The sequence below is a fragment of the Flavonifractor sp. An91 genome, assembly GCF_002159225.1.
Classification (GTDB): Bacteria; Bacillota; Clostridia; order Oscillospirales; family Oscillospiraceae; genus Flavonifractor; species Flavonifractor avicola.
The window spans coordinates 13318-27327 of record NZ_NFHA01000020.1 but is presented as its reverse complement, the minus strand read 5'-3'; the positions used below and the strand labels follow the sequence as shown (position 1 = coordinate 27327).

Annotated in this window: 18 protein-coding genes; 7 read left to right on the top strand and 11 right to left on the bottom strand. The window is 60.9% G+C overall.

Annotated elements, in window-relative coordinates:
• Positions 1–26 precede the first annotated feature (26 nt).
• Together B5G42_RS11670 and B5G42_RS11665 are read left to right on the top strand one after the other, a co-directional pair.
• On the top strand, positions 27–1217 hold the full coding sequence (locus B5G42_RS11670) for a nucleoside recognition domain-containing protein (RefSeq protein WP_087270555.1): 1191 nt from the start codon (positions 27–29) through the stop codon (positions 1215–1217).
• A gap of 39 nt (positions 1218–1256) precedes the next feature.
• Positions 1257–1466, top strand: coding sequence for a hypothetical protein (locus B5G42_RS11665; protein WP_087187596.1), 210 nt, complete (start codon positions 1257–1259; stop codon positions 1464–1466).
• 46 nt (positions 1467–1512) lie between these two features.
• Here the strand turns inward: B5G42_RS11665 and B5G42_RS11660 are convergent, their stop codons facing one another.
• Together B5G42_RS11660 and B5G42_RS11655 are read right to left on the bottom strand one after the other, a co-directional pair.
• Positions 1513–2031 carry a spore maturation protein gene (locus B5G42_RS11660; RefSeq protein ID WP_087270552.1) on the bottom strand — a complete coding sequence of 173 codons (519 nt, stop codon included), beginning with the start codon at positions 2029–2031 and terminating at the stop codon, positions 1513–1515.
• Between the two features lie 2 nt (positions 2032–2033).
• On the bottom strand, positions 2034–2612 hold the full coding sequence (locus tag B5G42_RS11655; protein WP_087270549.1) for a spore maturation protein A: 579 nt from the start codon (positions 2610–2612) through the stop codon (positions 2034–2036).
• 216 nt (positions 2613–2828) lie between these two features.
• Between B5G42_RS11655 and B5G42_RS11650 the strand changes: the two genes are divergently transcribed.
• Complete coding sequence (locus B5G42_RS11650) at positions 2829–3071, top strand: AbrB/MazE/SpoVT family DNA-binding domain-containing protein (protein WP_087187593.1); 243 nt, start codon at positions 2829–2831, stop codon at positions 3069–3071.
• A gap of 232 nt (positions 3072–3303) precedes the next feature.
• On the opposite strand, the gene rsmI is transcribed toward B5G42_RS11650, so the two are convergent.
• The 9 genes from rsmI to B5G42_RS11605 form a co-directional block, all read right to left on the bottom strand.
• Positions 3304–4149: a 16S rRNA (cytidine(1402)-2'-O)-methyltransferase gene (gene rsmI, locus B5G42_RS11645; RefSeq protein ID WP_087270546.1), complete on the bottom strand. Its 846-nt coding sequence runs from the start codon at positions 4147–4149 to the stop codon at positions 3304–3306.
• A gap of 4 nt (positions 4150–4153) precedes the next feature.
• Complete coding sequence (locus B5G42_RS11640; protein WP_087270543.1) at positions 4154–4798, bottom strand: tRNA1(Val) (adenine(37)-N6)-methyltransferase; 645 nt, start codon at positions 4796–4798, stop codon at positions 4154–4156.
• Complete coding sequence (locus B5G42_RS11635; RefSeq protein WP_087270540.1) at positions 4795–5406, bottom strand: NUDIX hydrolase; 612 nt, start codon at positions 5404–5406, stop codon at positions 4795–4797. Before B5G42_RS11635 ends, B5G42_RS11640 begins: the two co-directional genes overlap by 4 nt.
• Positions 5403–6029, bottom strand: a complete 627-nt coding sequence (locus B5G42_RS11630; RefSeq protein WP_087270537.1) for a CatA-like O-acetyltransferase — start codon at positions 6027–6029, stop codon at positions 5403–5405. Before B5G42_RS11630 ends, B5G42_RS11635 begins: the two co-directional genes overlap by 4 nt.
• A 17-nt stretch (positions 6030–6046) precedes the next feature.
• Entirely contained in the window at positions 6047–6574 is a 528-nt protein-coding gene (nrdG, locus tag B5G42_RS11625) for an anaerobic ribonucleoside-triphosphate reductase activating protein (RefSeq protein ID WP_087270534.1), read from the bottom strand.
• A gap of 59 nt (positions 6575–6633) precedes the next feature.
• Positions 6634–7197, bottom strand: a complete 564-nt coding sequence (locus B5G42_RS11620; protein ID WP_087270531.1) for a chromate transporter — start codon at positions 7195–7197, stop codon at positions 6634–6636.
• On the bottom strand, positions 7194–7790 hold the full coding sequence (locus B5G42_RS11615; RefSeq protein ID WP_087270528.1) for a chromate transporter: 597 nt from the start codon (positions 7788–7790) through the stop codon (positions 7194–7196). Before B5G42_RS11615 ends, B5G42_RS11620 begins: the two co-directional genes overlap by 4 nt.
• Before the next feature lies 1 nt (position 7791).
• Positions 7792–9714, bottom strand: coding sequence for an NAD(+) synthase (locus B5G42_RS11610; RefSeq protein WP_087270526.1), 1923 nt, complete (start codon positions 9712–9714; stop codon positions 7792–7794).
• Positions 9715–9870: 156 nt separating this feature from the next.
• The gene (locus tag B5G42_RS11605) at positions 9871–10335 is read right to left on the bottom strand and encodes a winged helix-turn-helix transcriptional regulator (protein ID WP_087270523.1); all 465 of its coding nucleotides are present in this window, start codon (positions 10333–10335) and stop codon (positions 9871–9873) included.
• A 411-nt stretch (positions 10336–10746) separates the two neighbouring features.
• On the opposite strand from B5G42_RS11605, the gene B5G42_RS11600 reads away from it, so the two are divergent.
• The 4 genes from B5G42_RS11600 to B5G42_RS11585 are packed head-to-tail and all read left to right on the top strand — an operon-like array spanning position 10747 to position 13986.
• A complete protein-coding gene (locus B5G42_RS11600; protein WP_087187583.1) occupies positions 10747–11097 on the top strand; it encodes a cupin domain-containing protein in 351 nt (116 codons plus the stop codon).
• Positions 11098–11151: 54 nt separating this feature from the next.
• Positions 11152–11961 carry an SDR family NAD(P)-dependent oxidoreductase gene (locus B5G42_RS11595; RefSeq protein WP_087187582.1) on the top strand — a complete coding sequence of 270 codons (810 nt, stop codon included), beginning with the start codon at positions 11152–11154 and terminating at the stop codon, positions 11959–11961.
• Between the two features lie 32 nt (positions 11962–11993).
• Positions 11994–12923: a 3-hydroxyacyl-CoA dehydrogenase family protein gene (locus tag B5G42_RS11590; RefSeq protein WP_087270521.1), complete on the top strand. Its 930-nt coding sequence runs from the start codon at positions 11994–11996 to the stop codon at positions 12921–12923.
• Between the two features lie 52 nt (positions 12924–12975).
• Positions 12976–13986, top strand: a complete 1011-nt coding sequence (locus B5G42_RS11585; RefSeq protein WP_087187580.1) for a cyclase family protein — start codon at positions 12976–12978, stop codon at positions 13984–13986.
• Positions 13987–14010: the final 24 nt, after the last annotated feature.

Here is a 14010-nt window from a genome sequence, read left to right as displayed (position 1 = left end):
ACCCATCTGTGAAGGAGGTGTGTGCCATGTCCCGGCTGCTGTCCAAAGCCAGAGTCCGCGATCTGATTCTGGGTCTTGTTCTGTTGTGCGCCACATTGGCGCTGATGCTCTACCCCAAGCCCTCCATGGAGGCGGCCCGCACCGGCCTCCAGCTGTGCTACAACGTGATCATCCCCTCGCTCTTTCCCTTTTTTGTGCTCTCCTCCCTGGTGGTGGAGCTGGGCCTGGCCCGCTACCTGGGCCGGCTGCTGGAGGGGATCATGCGCCCTCTGTTCCACGTCAGCGGAGCTTGTGCCTCCGCCTTTGCCCTGGGCTTTGTGGGAGGCTATCCGGTGGGGGCCAAGACCGCCATCAGCCTCTATGAGAAAGGGATGTGTACCCGCACCGAGGCGGAGCGGCTGCTGGCCTTCTGCAACAACTCCGGCCCGGCTTTTATCCTGGGCGTGGTGGGGGCGGGTATCTTCGCCAGCAGTACGGTGGGAGTCCTTCTCTACCTGGCCCATGCCATGGCCTCGGTATGTGTGGGGCTGCTCTTCCGCTTCTACAAGGCCGGCGAGGACAGCGGCAGAGGGAAATCCACCCGTCCCGCGCCCCAGTTTCAGGCCCAGCGCTTTTCCACCGCCTTTACCGGCTCGGTGAAAAGCGCCTTTCTCTCTACCTTAAATATCTGCGCCTTTGTGGTGTTCTTTACGGTGGTCATCCAGCTGCTTATCCGCTCCGGCTTCCTGCCCGGTCTGGCCCAGGCGCTGGGCACCGTGCTGGCCCCCTTCGGCCTGACGCCGGAATGGGCCCAGCGGCTGCTCACCGGCGCGCTGGAGATCTCCTCCGGGGTGTCCACCCTGTCGGAGGGAGGCGCCCTCAGCAGCCGGTTGACCATGGCAGCCTTTATGCTGGGCTGGGCAGGCATCTCGGTCCACTGTCAGGTGCTCTCCTTCATCGGGGGCAGCGGCCTGTCGGTGGGCACCTACCTGGTAGGCAAGCTGCTCCACGGCGGTCTGTCCGCCCTTTTCATCGGCATTCTGGTCCGTTTTGTCCCCCTCAACGCCCCCGTCTCCAATTACCTGGCCGATCAGGTGGCCGGCATCGCCGGTATGGAGTTTCACGGCGCCCTCACCGCCTCCATCCTGGCCGCCTGGATGATCTTTCTGGGCTTTCTGCTGGCAGCAGCCCTGGGTTCACGAAAAAGCCTTGGCAAACGCCGCAAGCCCGTGGTATAATGACAGGTACTGAATTTATATAAGGACAGGAGGGATTCCATGCTGTTCCAAAAGGATATCGAACCCCGCTGCTGCTACTGTCAACGGGGCACTCAGCTGGACGAGGAGCAGATCCTCTGCGTCAAGAAGGGTGTGGTCTCCCCTGGGGGCAGCTGCCGGGCCTTCCGGTATGATCCGCTGAAGCGGGTACCTACCCCGCCGGTGACGCTCAATCTGGATAAACTGAAAGACGAAGATTTCTCCCTGTAAACAGGCCGGGACCCGCTGCTCAAGCAGCGGGTCCCGGTTTTTTGTCTCAGAAGATCAGACGCACCGCCCAGGCGGCAGCCAGAAAGCCCGCCAGGTCAGCGCACAGAGCGGCGGGGACGGCATAGCGGGTTTTGACGATGCCCGCCGCCCCGAAGTACACGGCAATGGTGTAAAAGGTGGTCTCGGTGGACCCCAGCATAACGGCGGCGGTACGGCCTATCTCCGAGTCAGGACCGTAGGTGGAGATGAGCTCCGCTCCCACGCCCAGGGCAGCAGAGCCGCTCACCGGCCGCACCAGCATCAGGCCCACCGTCTCCGGCGGGATGCCCACGGCAGTAAGCAGGGGGGCCAGCGCCTGGGCGGCCAGCTCCAGGGCTCCGGAAGCCCGGAGCATATAGACCGCCGTCAACAGCCCAACCAGAGCCGGAACAATGCGGATGAGCACGCTCAGCCCCTCCCCGGCCCCCGAGAGCAGGGCGCTGTAGACGTCCACCTTCCGGGCCATACCCCACAGGGCCACCACTCCAATGATGAGGGGCACCAGCATGGTGAAAAAGGTATCCATGCTCAGTCCCTCCACAGCCGGGCCAGCACCTTGGCCGCCAGGATGCCCACGCATACCGAAATGGCGGAGGCCAGCCACACCGCCGGCAGAATATCAAAAGGGGTCTCACATCCTGCGGCCAGCCGCACCCCTGCCACAGTGGTGGGGATCAGCTGGATGGAGGCGGTGTTGCACACCACCAGCATGCACATCCCGTCGCAGGCCACCCCCGGCCTGTGGCGGCTCATCTTCTGAGCGGCCTGAATGCCCAAAGGAGTGGCCGCATTGCCCAGCCCCAGCAGATTGGCCGACACATTGGCGGAAATACAATCCATTACCTCCCGGTCCCGGGCAAACTCCGGATAGAGCCGCCCCAGCAGCGGGCGCAGCAGCCGGGACAGACCCGCCGACAGGCCGGAGCGCTTCATGATCTCCATAACTCCCATCCACAGGCAGAGCACCCCCGCCATGGCCAGACAGAGATCCACCGCCGCCCCGGCTCCCTCCAGAGCCGCCGCTCCCACCGCCGGACCGTTCCCCGTGGCCAGCCCACACAGGATGGAAATCACCACCATGCCCGTCCAGATCGCCGCCATTGCCATGGCTGTCCGCCCCTTTCCCTGTCCAAATTTCCAGTTCAGACTATCTATACGATCCAGCTTCGGAAAAGATACCCAATTCCAAGGCGAAAAATGGCAGATAATATATGAAGTTTTTGTAACATTGCTTGACAGAACAATACGTTGTGTTATAATTGTGTCAGTTTCTAGTTAATGAAGGGAATAATTGGAAACTAATAGGGAAAGGAAGTAGCATTTATGAAGTCAACCGGGATCGTACGTAAAGTAGATGAATTGGGCCGCATCGTTCTGCCCATCGAGCTCCGCCGCACACTGGATATCGCAGAGAAGGACTCTCTGGAGATCTATGTGGACGGTGCTTCCATTGTGCTGAAAAAGTATCAGCCTGCCTGCATTTTCTGCGATGATGCAAAGGATGTCATCAACTTCAAGGGCAAGAACGTCTGCACCAACTGCATTCGTGAGCTTCAGCTGAAGTAATCCGAGTTGAAAGAAAAAGGGACTCCTCTGGCGTTTTTGCCGGGGAGTCCCTTTCTTTTTCCATTACTGTTAATAATTATACGATTAACACAGGTTAAAAGATTCCTGCAATTTTGTGCTGTTTTTTCCCATCTTTTTCCCTGTTTTCCCGGCGATTCGACCGTTTTTTTGCTGATTCAGCATTTTTGGAACGCCTCCAAAAAATACGTTTTGTAATATTCAATTCCTCTCATTAGCATAACGGCGTTTTTTCATTCATCGCCCTGCCGTACAGCTCATTCTTAGGCAAACCGGTCTCCTTGGCGGCCTGCCGGGCGGCATCCTTCAGGGACAGCCCTTCGGTCCGCAGCTGGGCCACCCGCTCCAGGCCCTGCTCCAGGGTGGGGGTCTCTTTGGCGCTCTCCGCCGCCCCCTCCACCACCAGGACAAACTCTCCCCGGGGCGGGTTTTCCTCATACCAGGCCACCGCCTCCCCCAGAGTGGTGCGGCGCACCTCCTCGTGGAGCTTGGTCAGCTCCCGGCACAGGGAGATCCGCCGGTCCGGTCCAAACACCTCCGCCAGGTCGGCCAGGGTGGCATTCAGCTTATGGGGGGCCTCATAGAAGATCATGGTCCGCTGTTCCTGCCGGAGCTCCTCCAGGTGGGCGCGGCGGTTTTTCTTGTTCATGGCCAGAAAGCCCTCAAAGGTAAAGCGGCCGGTGGGCAGGCCGGACACCGACAGAGCGGTGATGAGGGCGCAGGGGCCGGGAATGGCCACCACCTCCACCCCGCTCTGGGCGCACAGCCGCACCAGGTCCTCGCCGGGGTCGGACACTGCCGGGGTGCCCGCGTCGGTAACCAGGGCGCAGCTCTCCCCCGCCAGCAGGCGGCCCAGCACCGCCTGTCCCCCCGCCTCGGTGTTGTGGCGGTAGTAGGAGATGAGGGGCTTTTTCAGCCCAAGGTGATTGAGCAGCTTGAGGGTCACCCGGGTGTCCTCGGCAGCAATAAAGTCCACCGACTCCAGAGTGTCCGCGATGCGCTGGGAAATGTCCCCCAAATTGCCGATGGGGGTGGGTACCAGATATAAAATGCCGGCCATAGGATTACCTCCGGTTCATCAGTAGTGTGGGCAGGACCTCCAGTCCCGGCCTGCCCTGGCGCACCGCCTCCACCAGAACGGCAGAGGGGGGCGTGTCGGCGTCATGCTGGATCAGTTGGAGCCGTTTGGGCTCCAGACCGCCGCCCTGCAGGGCGGTAAAGAGCTCCGCCAGCCGTTCCGGCCGGTGGACCAGAGCAAACCGCCCGCCGTTTTTCACCAGCCGTCCGGCAGCGGCGCACCAGTCGGTCAAAGTGGCCTCCTCCATGCGGGCCGCCCCGCCGTCTCCCCCGCTGCCCGCCTTGAAATAGGGCGGGTTGGAGATCACAAGAGAGAACCCTCCCGCAGATAACGTTTTGCACACCTGGCGGAGATCGCCGGTGTAAATTTCCCCTGTCAGACCGTTTTCTGTCAGATTTTTGCGGGCCAGAGCGCTGTCCTCGGGGGAGATTTCCACACCGGACAGGGCCAATGTGGATTGCCGGGCCGCCAGCAGCAGGAGCAGGGCTCCCGCGCCGCAGCCCAGGTCGCACACCCGATCCCCCCGCCGCAGGGTGGCAAAGGAGGCCAGGACCAGACTGTCCTGCCCCAGGGGAAAGCAGGTATCCGACTGCTCATAGCGGTAAGGCCCCAGCTGCTCCGGCGCTCTCATGCCATTTCCTCCATCAGGTGGCGGACGATGCGGCCGGTAAGGCCCCAGATGGGCCGGTCCGGCCAGGCGTAGACGGGCACGGTGGTCTCCCCGCTGCGCCAGCGGTAGCCCCGGGGAAAACCGATGCTGTCATAGGGAAAATCCGCCGCCACCTGGGGTTTGAGCTCGTAGGAGTAGACCTGGGGCGGGTGATCCCGGAGCCAGGCTACCGGCACCAGAAAGGTACTGTCCACCTCCGCGGGGCTGGGTACCATAGCGGCCATTCCCGCCGGGCTCACGATCCCCAGGAAAGGATGCATGACGAACTTGCCCTGCTGCACCAGCCGGTCCAGGGGGGCAATAGTCTCCACCTCATGGGGCGGAATTGCCAGCTCCTCAAAGGTCTCCCGCAGGGCGCAGTCCTGGGGATTCTCCCCCGGCTCCACTCGTCCGCCGGGAAAACATACCTCCCCCGGCTGATGGGCCAATGTGCTGGCCCGCACTTCAAAGAGCAGGCTGGGCCCCTTCGGCCCATCCACCAGAGGCACCAGCACCGCGTACTGCTGCTTGACGTCCTGTATGCCAGGCATATGGCCCGCCCAGCGGGCCCGGAAATCTGATAAGGTCATAGCGTCTCCATCCAATCACAGAGGGCCTGATGGAAGCGTCCCACATGGACGCCGTCCAGCAGGCGGTGGTTCAGTTCCAGACTGAGGCTGAGCAGGGTCCTGTCCCCCTGCTCCTCCCAGCGGCCCCAGCTTACCCGGGGCACCGAGTCCCAGGGCACCACATCCCGCTCGTTGGTCAGGGCAGTAATGGGGAACCAGGGCAGACAGGTAAAGTAGATCAGTTCATCCTCCGCCCAGGGCCCGGCGGTGATGAATTCCGTCTGGGCCGCCGAGGCGGCCTTGGCCCGGCGGCAGAAGTCGGCCAGATCCTCTCCCGCCTCCAGGGTGACAATGTGGAAGAGGTCGCTGCCCTCCTTCAGGTCGGTGAAGCTGGGCACCAGCCGGTCATGGCGCACGATCCTGCCGTTGCGGTCCTTGTAGAGGAATGCCTCCACCCCCTCCATGGCCTTGGTCACCCCAAAGACCATAGCGGAGTAAAAGGACAGTCCCTCCTGCTTGCACCGCCGCCGGAGGGCCGTCACATCCACCGGGAAGGTCAGGCTGTAAAAGGGGTGGGACATGGGGGCGAAAAAGGCATAGTGTTCCTTTCGGGCCCAGGTCTCCAGATCGATCTCCTGTGTCATAACAATTCCCTCTCTTTTCAGCTCTCCGGCCGGGTGAAGTGAGCCAGCGGATCGGGCCGGCTCCACAGCACCACCGTTCCCGCCTCCCGGCTTTTGGGCACGTCGATGAGCCGCTGGTTGGTGCTACCCCGGAACAAAGCGTCGTAGGACTTGAGATTTTCCACAAAGGGCCCATCCACCAGCACGTCTACCTGCTCCAGCAGAGCCAGCACATCCGGCATTCCCTGCTCCAGCATGGTTTCGTAGCGATAGCCGGTATAGGCCCACACATTGAGGCCGTTTTCTTTGGCCCGGGCCGCCAGGGCGGCGCACTCTCCCGCCTGGTCAAAGGGCTCCCCGCCGGAGAGGGTAAGCCCGTCGGTCAGGGGATTGGACAGCATCTGCTCCGCCAGCTCCGTTACCGTGGCCTCCCGGCCCCCTGCGGGATCGTGGGTCTCCGGATTGTGGCAGCCGGGACAGTGGTGGGGACAGCCCTGGGTAAAGACGGTAAACCGCAGGCCGGGACCGTCCACAATGGAGTCGGACACAACATTGGCAATACGCATATCATTTCTCCTATAAAAAGCGGGGGCTGCTGCACCAGGGTGCAACAGCCCCCGCTTCTTTAGAATTGGAACACAGCACCGATCACCGCGGAGGCGGCGATAAACACAATGGGGTGCAGCTTTTTCAGAGGCTTTACCTGGAGGCAGACAAAGACCGCTGCCGCCAGAACAATGCCCTTCCAGTGGAAGAAGTCCGCCGTCCCGAAGGCCACGCTGGTATTTACCAGGGCAATGGCGCATACCTCCACCAGAGCCGCCGTAATGAGGGCAGTGGAGGCGGGGCGAATGCCGTAAAACACCGCATCCACCCCACGGCTCTCCCGGAACTTTTTCAGGAATCCGGCAATGATGAGGATGACGATGATGGAGGGGCACACCAGCCCCAGGGTGGCGATAACGCCTCCCGGAATTCCGCCGGTTTGGAATCCCACATAGGTAGCCATGTTCACCCCCATGGGACCGGGGGTGGCTTCGGAAATGGCGATCATATTGGCCAGATCCCCGGCGGTGAACCAACCTGTACGGGCGCTGATGTCGGTGAGGAAGGGAATGGTGGCCAGGCCACCGCCAATGGCAAACAGGCCCGCCTTGAAAAACTCAAAGAACAACTGAAGGTAGATCATGCTTTCAGCCCTCCCTTGGCGGCCCGGACGCACAGTCCGGCCGCCCCGGCCAGCACCACCAGCACGATGGGGGAGGTCACAAAACCCATCACCGCCGCCAGAGCGGTGCCGGCAGGGAAGGTGACAAAGTTGCCCGCCACTGCCAGAACGGCCACCACCACAAAGATGATCACGGTGGGCACATCCACCACTGTGCTCTTGCGCAGCTTGAGCACGCTGGACAGGATGAGGGCGCACACGCAGGCCCGCACACCATTGAAGGCGTGGATCACCACCGGCAGCTCGGCAAAGTTCTGAAGAAATGCCGCAATGAGCATGATGATGACCAGGCAGGGAAACACCAGCCCCAGGGTGGCTACTACGCCTCCCACCGGGCCTTTCAATTTATGGCCCACAAAGGTGGCGGTATTGACGGCGATAATGCCGGGGGTACACTGACCGATGGCAAAGTAGTCGGACATCTCCGCCTCAGTGGTCCAGTTTCGCTTCTCCACCAGCTCCCGCTGGAGGATGGGCAGCATGGCATAGCCTCCGCCAAAGGTACACACGCCAATTTTGGCGAAGGTCCAGAACAATTCGAAATAGAGGTTCACCTTACTCCAGACCCTCCAGTTCCTCCAGCCACAGAGAAGCCATGGCGTCGGAAGGCATCCGCCAGTCGCCCCGGGGGCTGAGGGCCACCGAGCCAACCTTGGGGCCGTCGGGCAGGCACGAGCGCTTGAACTGCTGGGAGAAGAACCGGCGATAGAAGTTCTTCAGCCACTTGAGGAGGGTGGAGCGGTCATAGCGCTTGCCCATGGCCTGCTCCGCCAGCCGCAGCACCTTTCGGGGCCCGAAGCCCCAGCGGATGGCGTAGTAGAGGTAGAAGTCATGGAGCTCGTAGGGTCCCACCAGATCCTCGGTCTTTTGGGCAATCTGCCCCTCGATGGCTGGGAGCAGCTCGGGGGACACGGGGGTATCCAGAATATCCGCCAGCACGGTGGACAGCTGGGGGTCCTCCGCCTCCTTGTCGTCCGAGATAAAGCTGACCAGATGGCGCACCAGAGTCTTGGGGATACCGGCGTTGACGGCGTAGTTGCTCATGTGGTCGCCGTTGTAGGTACACCAGCCCAAGGCCAGCTCGGAGAGGTCGCCGGTGCCGATGACCAGGCCGCCGGTCTGGTTGGCGATATCCATGAGCACCTGGGTACGCTCTCTGGCCTGGCCGTTCTCAAAGGTGACGTCGTGATCCTCCATGGACTGGCCGATGTCCTTGAAGTGGCGGCGCACCGCCTCCCCAATATCGATGGTCTTGAGGGTGCAGCCCAGCCGCTCGGCCAGCAGCACCGCGTTGGACTTGGTGCGGTCAGTGGTACCGAAGCAGGGCATGGTCACCGCAATGATATCGCTGGCAGGCCGGTCCAGCATCTCCATGGACACCGCGGTGATGAGCACCGCCAGGGTGGAGTCCAGGCCGCCGGACAGGCCCACCACCGCCGTCTTGGCGTGGGTGTGCTCCAGCCGCTTCTTCAGGCCCAGGGCGGCGGTATACAGGATCTCGTTGCACCGCTCCGCCCGGTCGCTCTGGTCCTGGGGCACGAAGGGGGTGGGGGACACGGGCCGGGTGAGATGGGTATCCGCCAGATCCATGTCAAAGGACATCCGCCAGCACTCCTGGGAAGGATCGGCCCGATAGGTATTCATCCGCTGGCGCTCGTAGACCAGCCGGTCCACGTCGATCTCGCTGATGGTGAGGCCGGTGGCAAACCGGCGCTCGGCCAGGATGGCGCCGTTCTCCGCCACAATGTTGTGGCCGGCAAAGACCAGGTCGGTGGTGGACTCCCCCTCCCCGGCGTCGGCATATACATAGCCGCATACCAGCCGGCCGCTCTGGCCGGACACCAGGCCCCGGCGGTAGGCCGCCTTGCCCGCCAGTTCGTTGGAGGCCGACAGGTTCAGGATGATGGTAGCCCCCGCCCGGGCCAGGCGGATGGAGGGAGGCTCAGGGGCCCACAGGTCCTCGCAGATCTCCACGCCAATGACCAGATTGGGCATATCCGCGCAGGCAAACAGATCGTTGCTGGACAGGGAGACCTCCTGGCCGCACAGGGGAATTCTGGTCTCCACCCCGGCCCCCGAGGCGAACCACCGCCCCTCATAGAACTCTCCGTAGTTGGGCAGGCAGGTCTTGGGCACCAGGCCCAAAATCTCTCCGCTCTGTATCACAGCGGCGCAGTTATACAGTTTGTTGTCCCATTTGTTCCATACGGGCAGACCAATGGCCGCCACCATATCCAGATTCTTGGTGGCCTCCAGAATGGTGGCCAGGCCCTCCTCCGCTCCTCTCAGCAGGGTGGGCTGAAGAAACAGATCGGCACAGGTATAGCCGGTGAGGCACAGCTCAGGCAGGGCCAGCACCTTCACGCCCTGCTTGTCCGCCTCCCGCATGAGAGTAAAGATCTGCTCCGCGTTATAACGGCAGTCGGCCACCCGGATTTTGGGGGTGCCGGCGGCTACTTTTACAAATCCATCGCGCATATCACGCGCCTCCTTCGCTCAGGATCTTTTTCTAGCGAATATGATACCCCAAACCGGTCCCGATTGCAACGTCTCCCAGGCCAGGAGAAACAAAACCCTGCTGAAACCCGGCAAAGGCCGGCTTCAGCAGGGTCTTTGTGAATTGGTCGGGGCTGCTCAGTCCCGATTCTCGCTCCGGTCCCGCCCCTGGCGCTTCCGGTCCGGGTTAAAATCGTTGGCCGCCATAATGTCCTGAAGTTCCTCGGTGTACTTGCTGGAGGTATGGACTACAAAGGCGTCAGAGTCGATGGGGATACCCCGTTCGTCCATCTGCCGGATGCTCCAGATATACAGAGCGTCCAGCGCGGGGATGAGCTGCTCTCCACTGGGGGTGAGCACATACTCCACCTTGGGCGGAATGGTGTCGTAGGAGATACGGCGGATCAGTCCCGCCTCCACCAGCTCCCTCAACTGCTGGCTGAACACTTTCTCGGAAATGGGCAGAGCCTTCAACGTCTGGTTAAAGCGAATGCTCCCGTAGGTGTGGATCTCATGGAGGATGGTCATCTTCCACTTCCCGCCGATGCAGTGCAGCACATAGTGGTAGGGATTTGTCGGTGTGTCAAAATGATCGTTCCACACAAGCAGTTACCTCTTTCTCTTCCCGGATTTACGCAGAGGAGCCGCTCTGGCTCCACTGATATCATGATAACACAGCCGCCAGTTCACCACAAGATAGCAGTCCAGACTTCCGCGTTATGTATGCCAAAATTTTAACAAAGAATTTGTGCAGCTTTAACAACGGTGTATCATTCCGTCATCCGTTTTAGCTTTTTTGCACATTTTATTTTCGCCCCTTTTGTCCAATTTTACAACTTTCCGACACTTACCATTCGGTGGGTGCAAACCCGCAAGTTACCTACTTACATAATTGTGCGTATTGCACAAAAGCCGCGTCGTGGCTACACTATAACCAGACAAAGTGCTTAGGCCAAAGGGCCTGGCAGAGATCCCAAAAACATGAAATATTTTATTTAAAGGAGCGGATTTCAAATGGTTAAGCGTACTGTTGAGGAGCTCAAGACTTATGAGGCCGCCGGCCACTTCGGCTGCGTCGCCATGCGTATTCACGGCAAGGAAGAGACCGGTGCTGAGAAGTTCTGGGTTGGCGTTTCCACCTTCCTGCCCGGCGGCGGTGCTGAGTGGGCTTACGAGGACAACCCGCTTGAGAAGGTCTACTACGTCCTGGAGGGCGAGATGACTGTCACCGATAAGGACGGCAAGAAGTATGTCATCCACAAGAACGAGTCCATCTCCTTCCCCCCCAACGAGGGCCGTGGCCTGAAGAACGAGAGCAACCTGCCCGCCCGTATGCTGGTCATCATCAACTACCCCAACGCCTGATCCGGTTGCGGAACAGACATTTGACCACTCATTCGATATAAGGAGGAAATCATCATGGTTCCCGTGAAGAAGGATTTCGTTGAGAATATGTTCTCCGTTAAGGACAAGGTGGCCCTGGTCACCGGCGCTACCGGCGCTCTGGGCTGCGTGCTGGCTAAGGCTTACGGCTACGCCGGTGCCAAGGTCTTCATGACTGGCCGCAACGACGCCAAGCTGAAGGCTCTGGAGGACGAGTTCAAGGCCGAGGGTATTGACTGCGCTTACTTCGTGGCCGACCCCGCCAAGGAAGAGGATGTGGACGCTCTGGTGAAGGCCTGCGTGGCTCAGTACGGCTGCATCGACATCCTGGCTGTTTCCCACGGCTACAACAAGCCCCAGAACGTGCTGGATCAGTCCGTTGCCGACTGGCAGTACATCATGGACGCTGACTGTAAGAGCGTGTACATCGTAACCAAGTACGTTGCCCATCAGATGGTGGCTCAGTACGAGGCCGACAACACCAAGCGCGGCAAGATGGTCATCGTGACCTCTCAGCGTTCCAAGCGCGGCATGGCCGGCTACACCGGTTACTGCACTTCCAAGGGCGGCGCTGACCTGATGGTCTCCTGCCTGGCCTGCGACCTGTCCGCCAAGTACCACATCAACGTCAACTCCATCTGCCCCACCGTGTTCCGCTCCGACCTGACCGAGTGGATGTTCGATCCCGAGTCCGCCGTGTACAAGAACTTCCTGAACCGCGAGCCCATCGGCCGCCTGGGCGAGCCCGACGACTTCGTTGGCTACGCTCTGTTCCTGTCCTCCGACGCCTCCAACTTCATCACCGGCAGCAACTGCGACTGCTCCGGCGGTTACCTGGTGGTGTAATTTCCGCTTGACGGGAAGGACGGCATAACGCAATGAAGAACATTAAGAATATCCTGATCTGCGGCGCGGGCATGATGGGCAAGAACATCGGCTTCGTGTTCGCTTCCAACCCCGACTTCCAGGTGGGTATGTACGACCTGTACCCCACCGATGTGGAAGCCGGTATCCGCACCAACACCAAGCAGCTGGTGGAGAAGGGCGTCATCACCGAGGAGGAGCTGGCTGACCGGCTCTCCCGCATCTCCTTCACCAACGATATTGACAGCGACATCGTCAAGAACGCCGACTTCGTCATCGAGGCCGTGTTCGAGGACATGAAGATCAAGCGCGAGACCTTCGCCAAGCTGGAAGAGCGCTGCGCCGAGGACACCATCTTCTGCACCAACTCCTCCGTGATGAGCCCCAGCGAGATCTCCGCCGAGCTCAAGCACCGTGAGCGCTTCGTGGGCACCCACTTCTGGAACCCCGGCCACCTGATCCCCCTGGTGGAGGTGGTTAAGTCCGACGCTTCCTCCGACGAGACCGCTCAGACTGTCATGGAGGTCCTGCGCTCCGTGGGTAAGAAGCCCGTGCTGTGCAAGAAGGACGTCCCCGGCTTCATCGCCAACCGGATGCAGCACGCCCTGTGGCGTGAGGCCATCTCCATCGTGGAGAACGGCATCGCCGACGCCGCCACCGTGGACGAGGCGGTCCGCTACTCCTTCGGCCTCCGTCTGCCCCAGCTGGGCCCCATGGAGAACGCCGACATGGTGGGCACCGACCTGACCTACAATATCCACGACTACATCCTCCAGGACCTGGAGGATTCCCACAAGCCCTCTCCCCTGCTCAAGCAGCTGCGGGATGAAGGCAAGATCGGCTTCAAGACCGGCGAGGGCTTCCAGAAGTGGACTCCCGAGCAGGTGGCCAAGGCCAACGCCGATCTGAACGAGTACCTGATCCGGATGCTGTACGGCAAGTAAGACATCCGGCCTATCCACAAGCATTTGTATATTATTTAAGGAGGCACCTGTTATGGGTAAAGTTTATGTTGATCTGACCCACCCCTTCAGCGCTGAGATCCCCCGCTGGCCCTACTTCGACAAGCCCGAAATCACCAACGCTCACACCATGGCCAAGGGCGGCGTTCTGACTTCCAAGATCACCTGCACCATGCACACCGGCACCCACTGCGACGCTCCCCGTCACGTCATGGAGTACGAGTTCGACGGCCGCCGCGCTCGTTACACCCACGAGATGCCCATCGACGCCTACACCGGCGAGGCTGTTGTGCTGAAGCTGGACGTGGAGCCCTGGACCCTGATCACCGACAAGCACCTGGACGAGGCCTGCAAGAAGTGGGGCGTGGATCCCGCCTCCCTGAAGGGCAAGGTTCTGTGCCTGAACACCGGTATGCACCGCCTGTTCGACGACTCCAAGGCTTACTATCACTACGCCATCGGCACCGGCATCGACGCCGGCAAGTGGTTCGTGAAGCACGGCGTGAAGTGCGTGGCTATGGACGGCCAGGCTCTGGATCACCCCCTGCACACCGCCATGGGCAACAACGGCATGACCCGCATGAACCTGCTGGGCGCCACCGGCAAGCCCATCACCGAGGAGTACAAGGAGCTCTTCGGCGAGGAGGCCTATGCTGAGTTCGATAAGTTCGAGTACATCCGCATCCACGGCCAGGCCGCTTACGACGAGAAGTTCGGCGAGCTGGAGAACCTGGGCGTGTGGGGCACCTGGGAGCCCTGCCACAAGGAGATGCTGGGCCACGGCATCGTGGGCGTTGAGAATCTGGGCGGCGATCTGGACAAGATCAAGCCCGGCACCGTGTTCCAGTTCTTCTGCTTCCCCCTGCGCTGGTACATGGGCGACGGCGCCATGTCCCGCTGCGTGGCTTACATCGACGAGGAGAACATCGATCCCTCCGTGCCCGACCGCACCTACAAGTACGGCGGCACCGGCTATGCCGATGAGGACGGCCACGGCGCCAGCGGCCTGGAGTATATGCAGAAGCTCTTCAACCGCAACAAGTAATCCTTTGTTCCAATAACTTTCCTA

What these genes read in the sequence shown, in the direction of transcription:
- B5G42_RS11590 (WP_087270521.1), top strand. Translation starts at nt 11,994, where the DNA reads ATGAAGAACATTAAGAATATCCTGATCTGCGGCGCGGGCATGATGGGC.
- B5G42_RS11655 (WP_087270549.1), bottom strand. Translation starts at nt 2,612, where the DNA reads ATGGCAATGGCGGCGATCTGGACGGGCATGGTGGTGATTTCCATCCTG.
- B5G42_RS11610 (WP_087270526.1), bottom strand. Translation starts at nt 9,714, where the DNA reads ATGCGCGATGGATTTGTAAAAGTAGCCGCCGGCACCCCCAAAATCCGG.
- B5G42_RS11595 (WP_087187582.1), top strand. Translation starts at nt 11,152, where the DNA reads ATGGTTCCCGTGAAGAAGGATTTCGTTGAGAATATGTTCTCCGTTAAG.
- B5G42_RS11660 (WP_087270552.1), bottom strand. Translation starts at nt 2,031, where the DNA reads ATGGATACCTTTTTCACCATGCTGGTGCCCCTCATCATTGGAGTGGTG.
- B5G42_RS11630 (WP_087270537.1), bottom strand. Translation starts at nt 6,029, where the DNA reads ATGACACAGGAGATCGATCTGGAGACCTGGGCCCGAAAGGAACACTAT.
- B5G42_RS11635 (WP_087270540.1), bottom strand. Translation starts at nt 5,406, where the DNA reads ATGACCTTATCAGATTTCCGGGCCCGCTGGGCGGGCCATATGCCTGGC.
- B5G42_RS11665 (WP_087187596.1), top strand. Translation starts at nt 1,257, where the DNA reads ATGCTGTTCCAAAAGGATATCGAACCCCGCTGCTGCTACTGTCAACGG.
- B5G42_RS11650 (WP_087187593.1), top strand. Translation starts at nt 2,829, where the DNA reads ATGAAGTCAACCGGGATCGTACGTAAAGTAGATGAATTGGGCCGCATC.
- B5G42_RS11670 (WP_087270555.1), top strand. Translation starts at nt 27, where the DNA reads ATGTCCCGGCTGCTGTCCAAAGCCAGAGTCCGCGATCTGATTCTGGGT.
- B5G42_RS11620 (WP_087270531.1), bottom strand. Translation starts at nt 7,197, where the DNA reads ATGATCTACCTTCAGTTGTTCTTTGAGTTTTTCAAGGCGGGCCTGTTT.
- nrdG (WP_087270534.1), bottom strand. Translation starts at nt 6,574, where the DNA reads ATGCGTATTGCCAATGTTGTGTCCGACTCCATTGTGGACGGTCCCGGC.
- rsmI (WP_087270546.1), bottom strand. Translation starts at nt 4,149, where the DNA reads ATGGCCGGCATTTTATATCTGGTACCCACCCCCATCGGCAATTTGGGG.
- B5G42_RS11600 (WP_087187583.1), top strand. Translation starts at nt 10,747, where the DNA reads ATGGTTAAGCGTACTGTTGAGGAGCTCAAGACTTATGAGGCCGCCGGC.
- B5G42_RS11585 (WP_087187580.1), top strand. Translation starts at nt 12,976, where the DNA reads ATGGGTAAAGTTTATGTTGATCTGACCCACCCCTTCAGCGCTGAGATC.
- B5G42_RS11640 (WP_087270543.1), bottom strand. Translation starts at nt 4,798, where the DNA reads ATGAGAGCGCCGGAGCAGCTGGGGCCTTACCGCTATGAGCAGTCGGAT.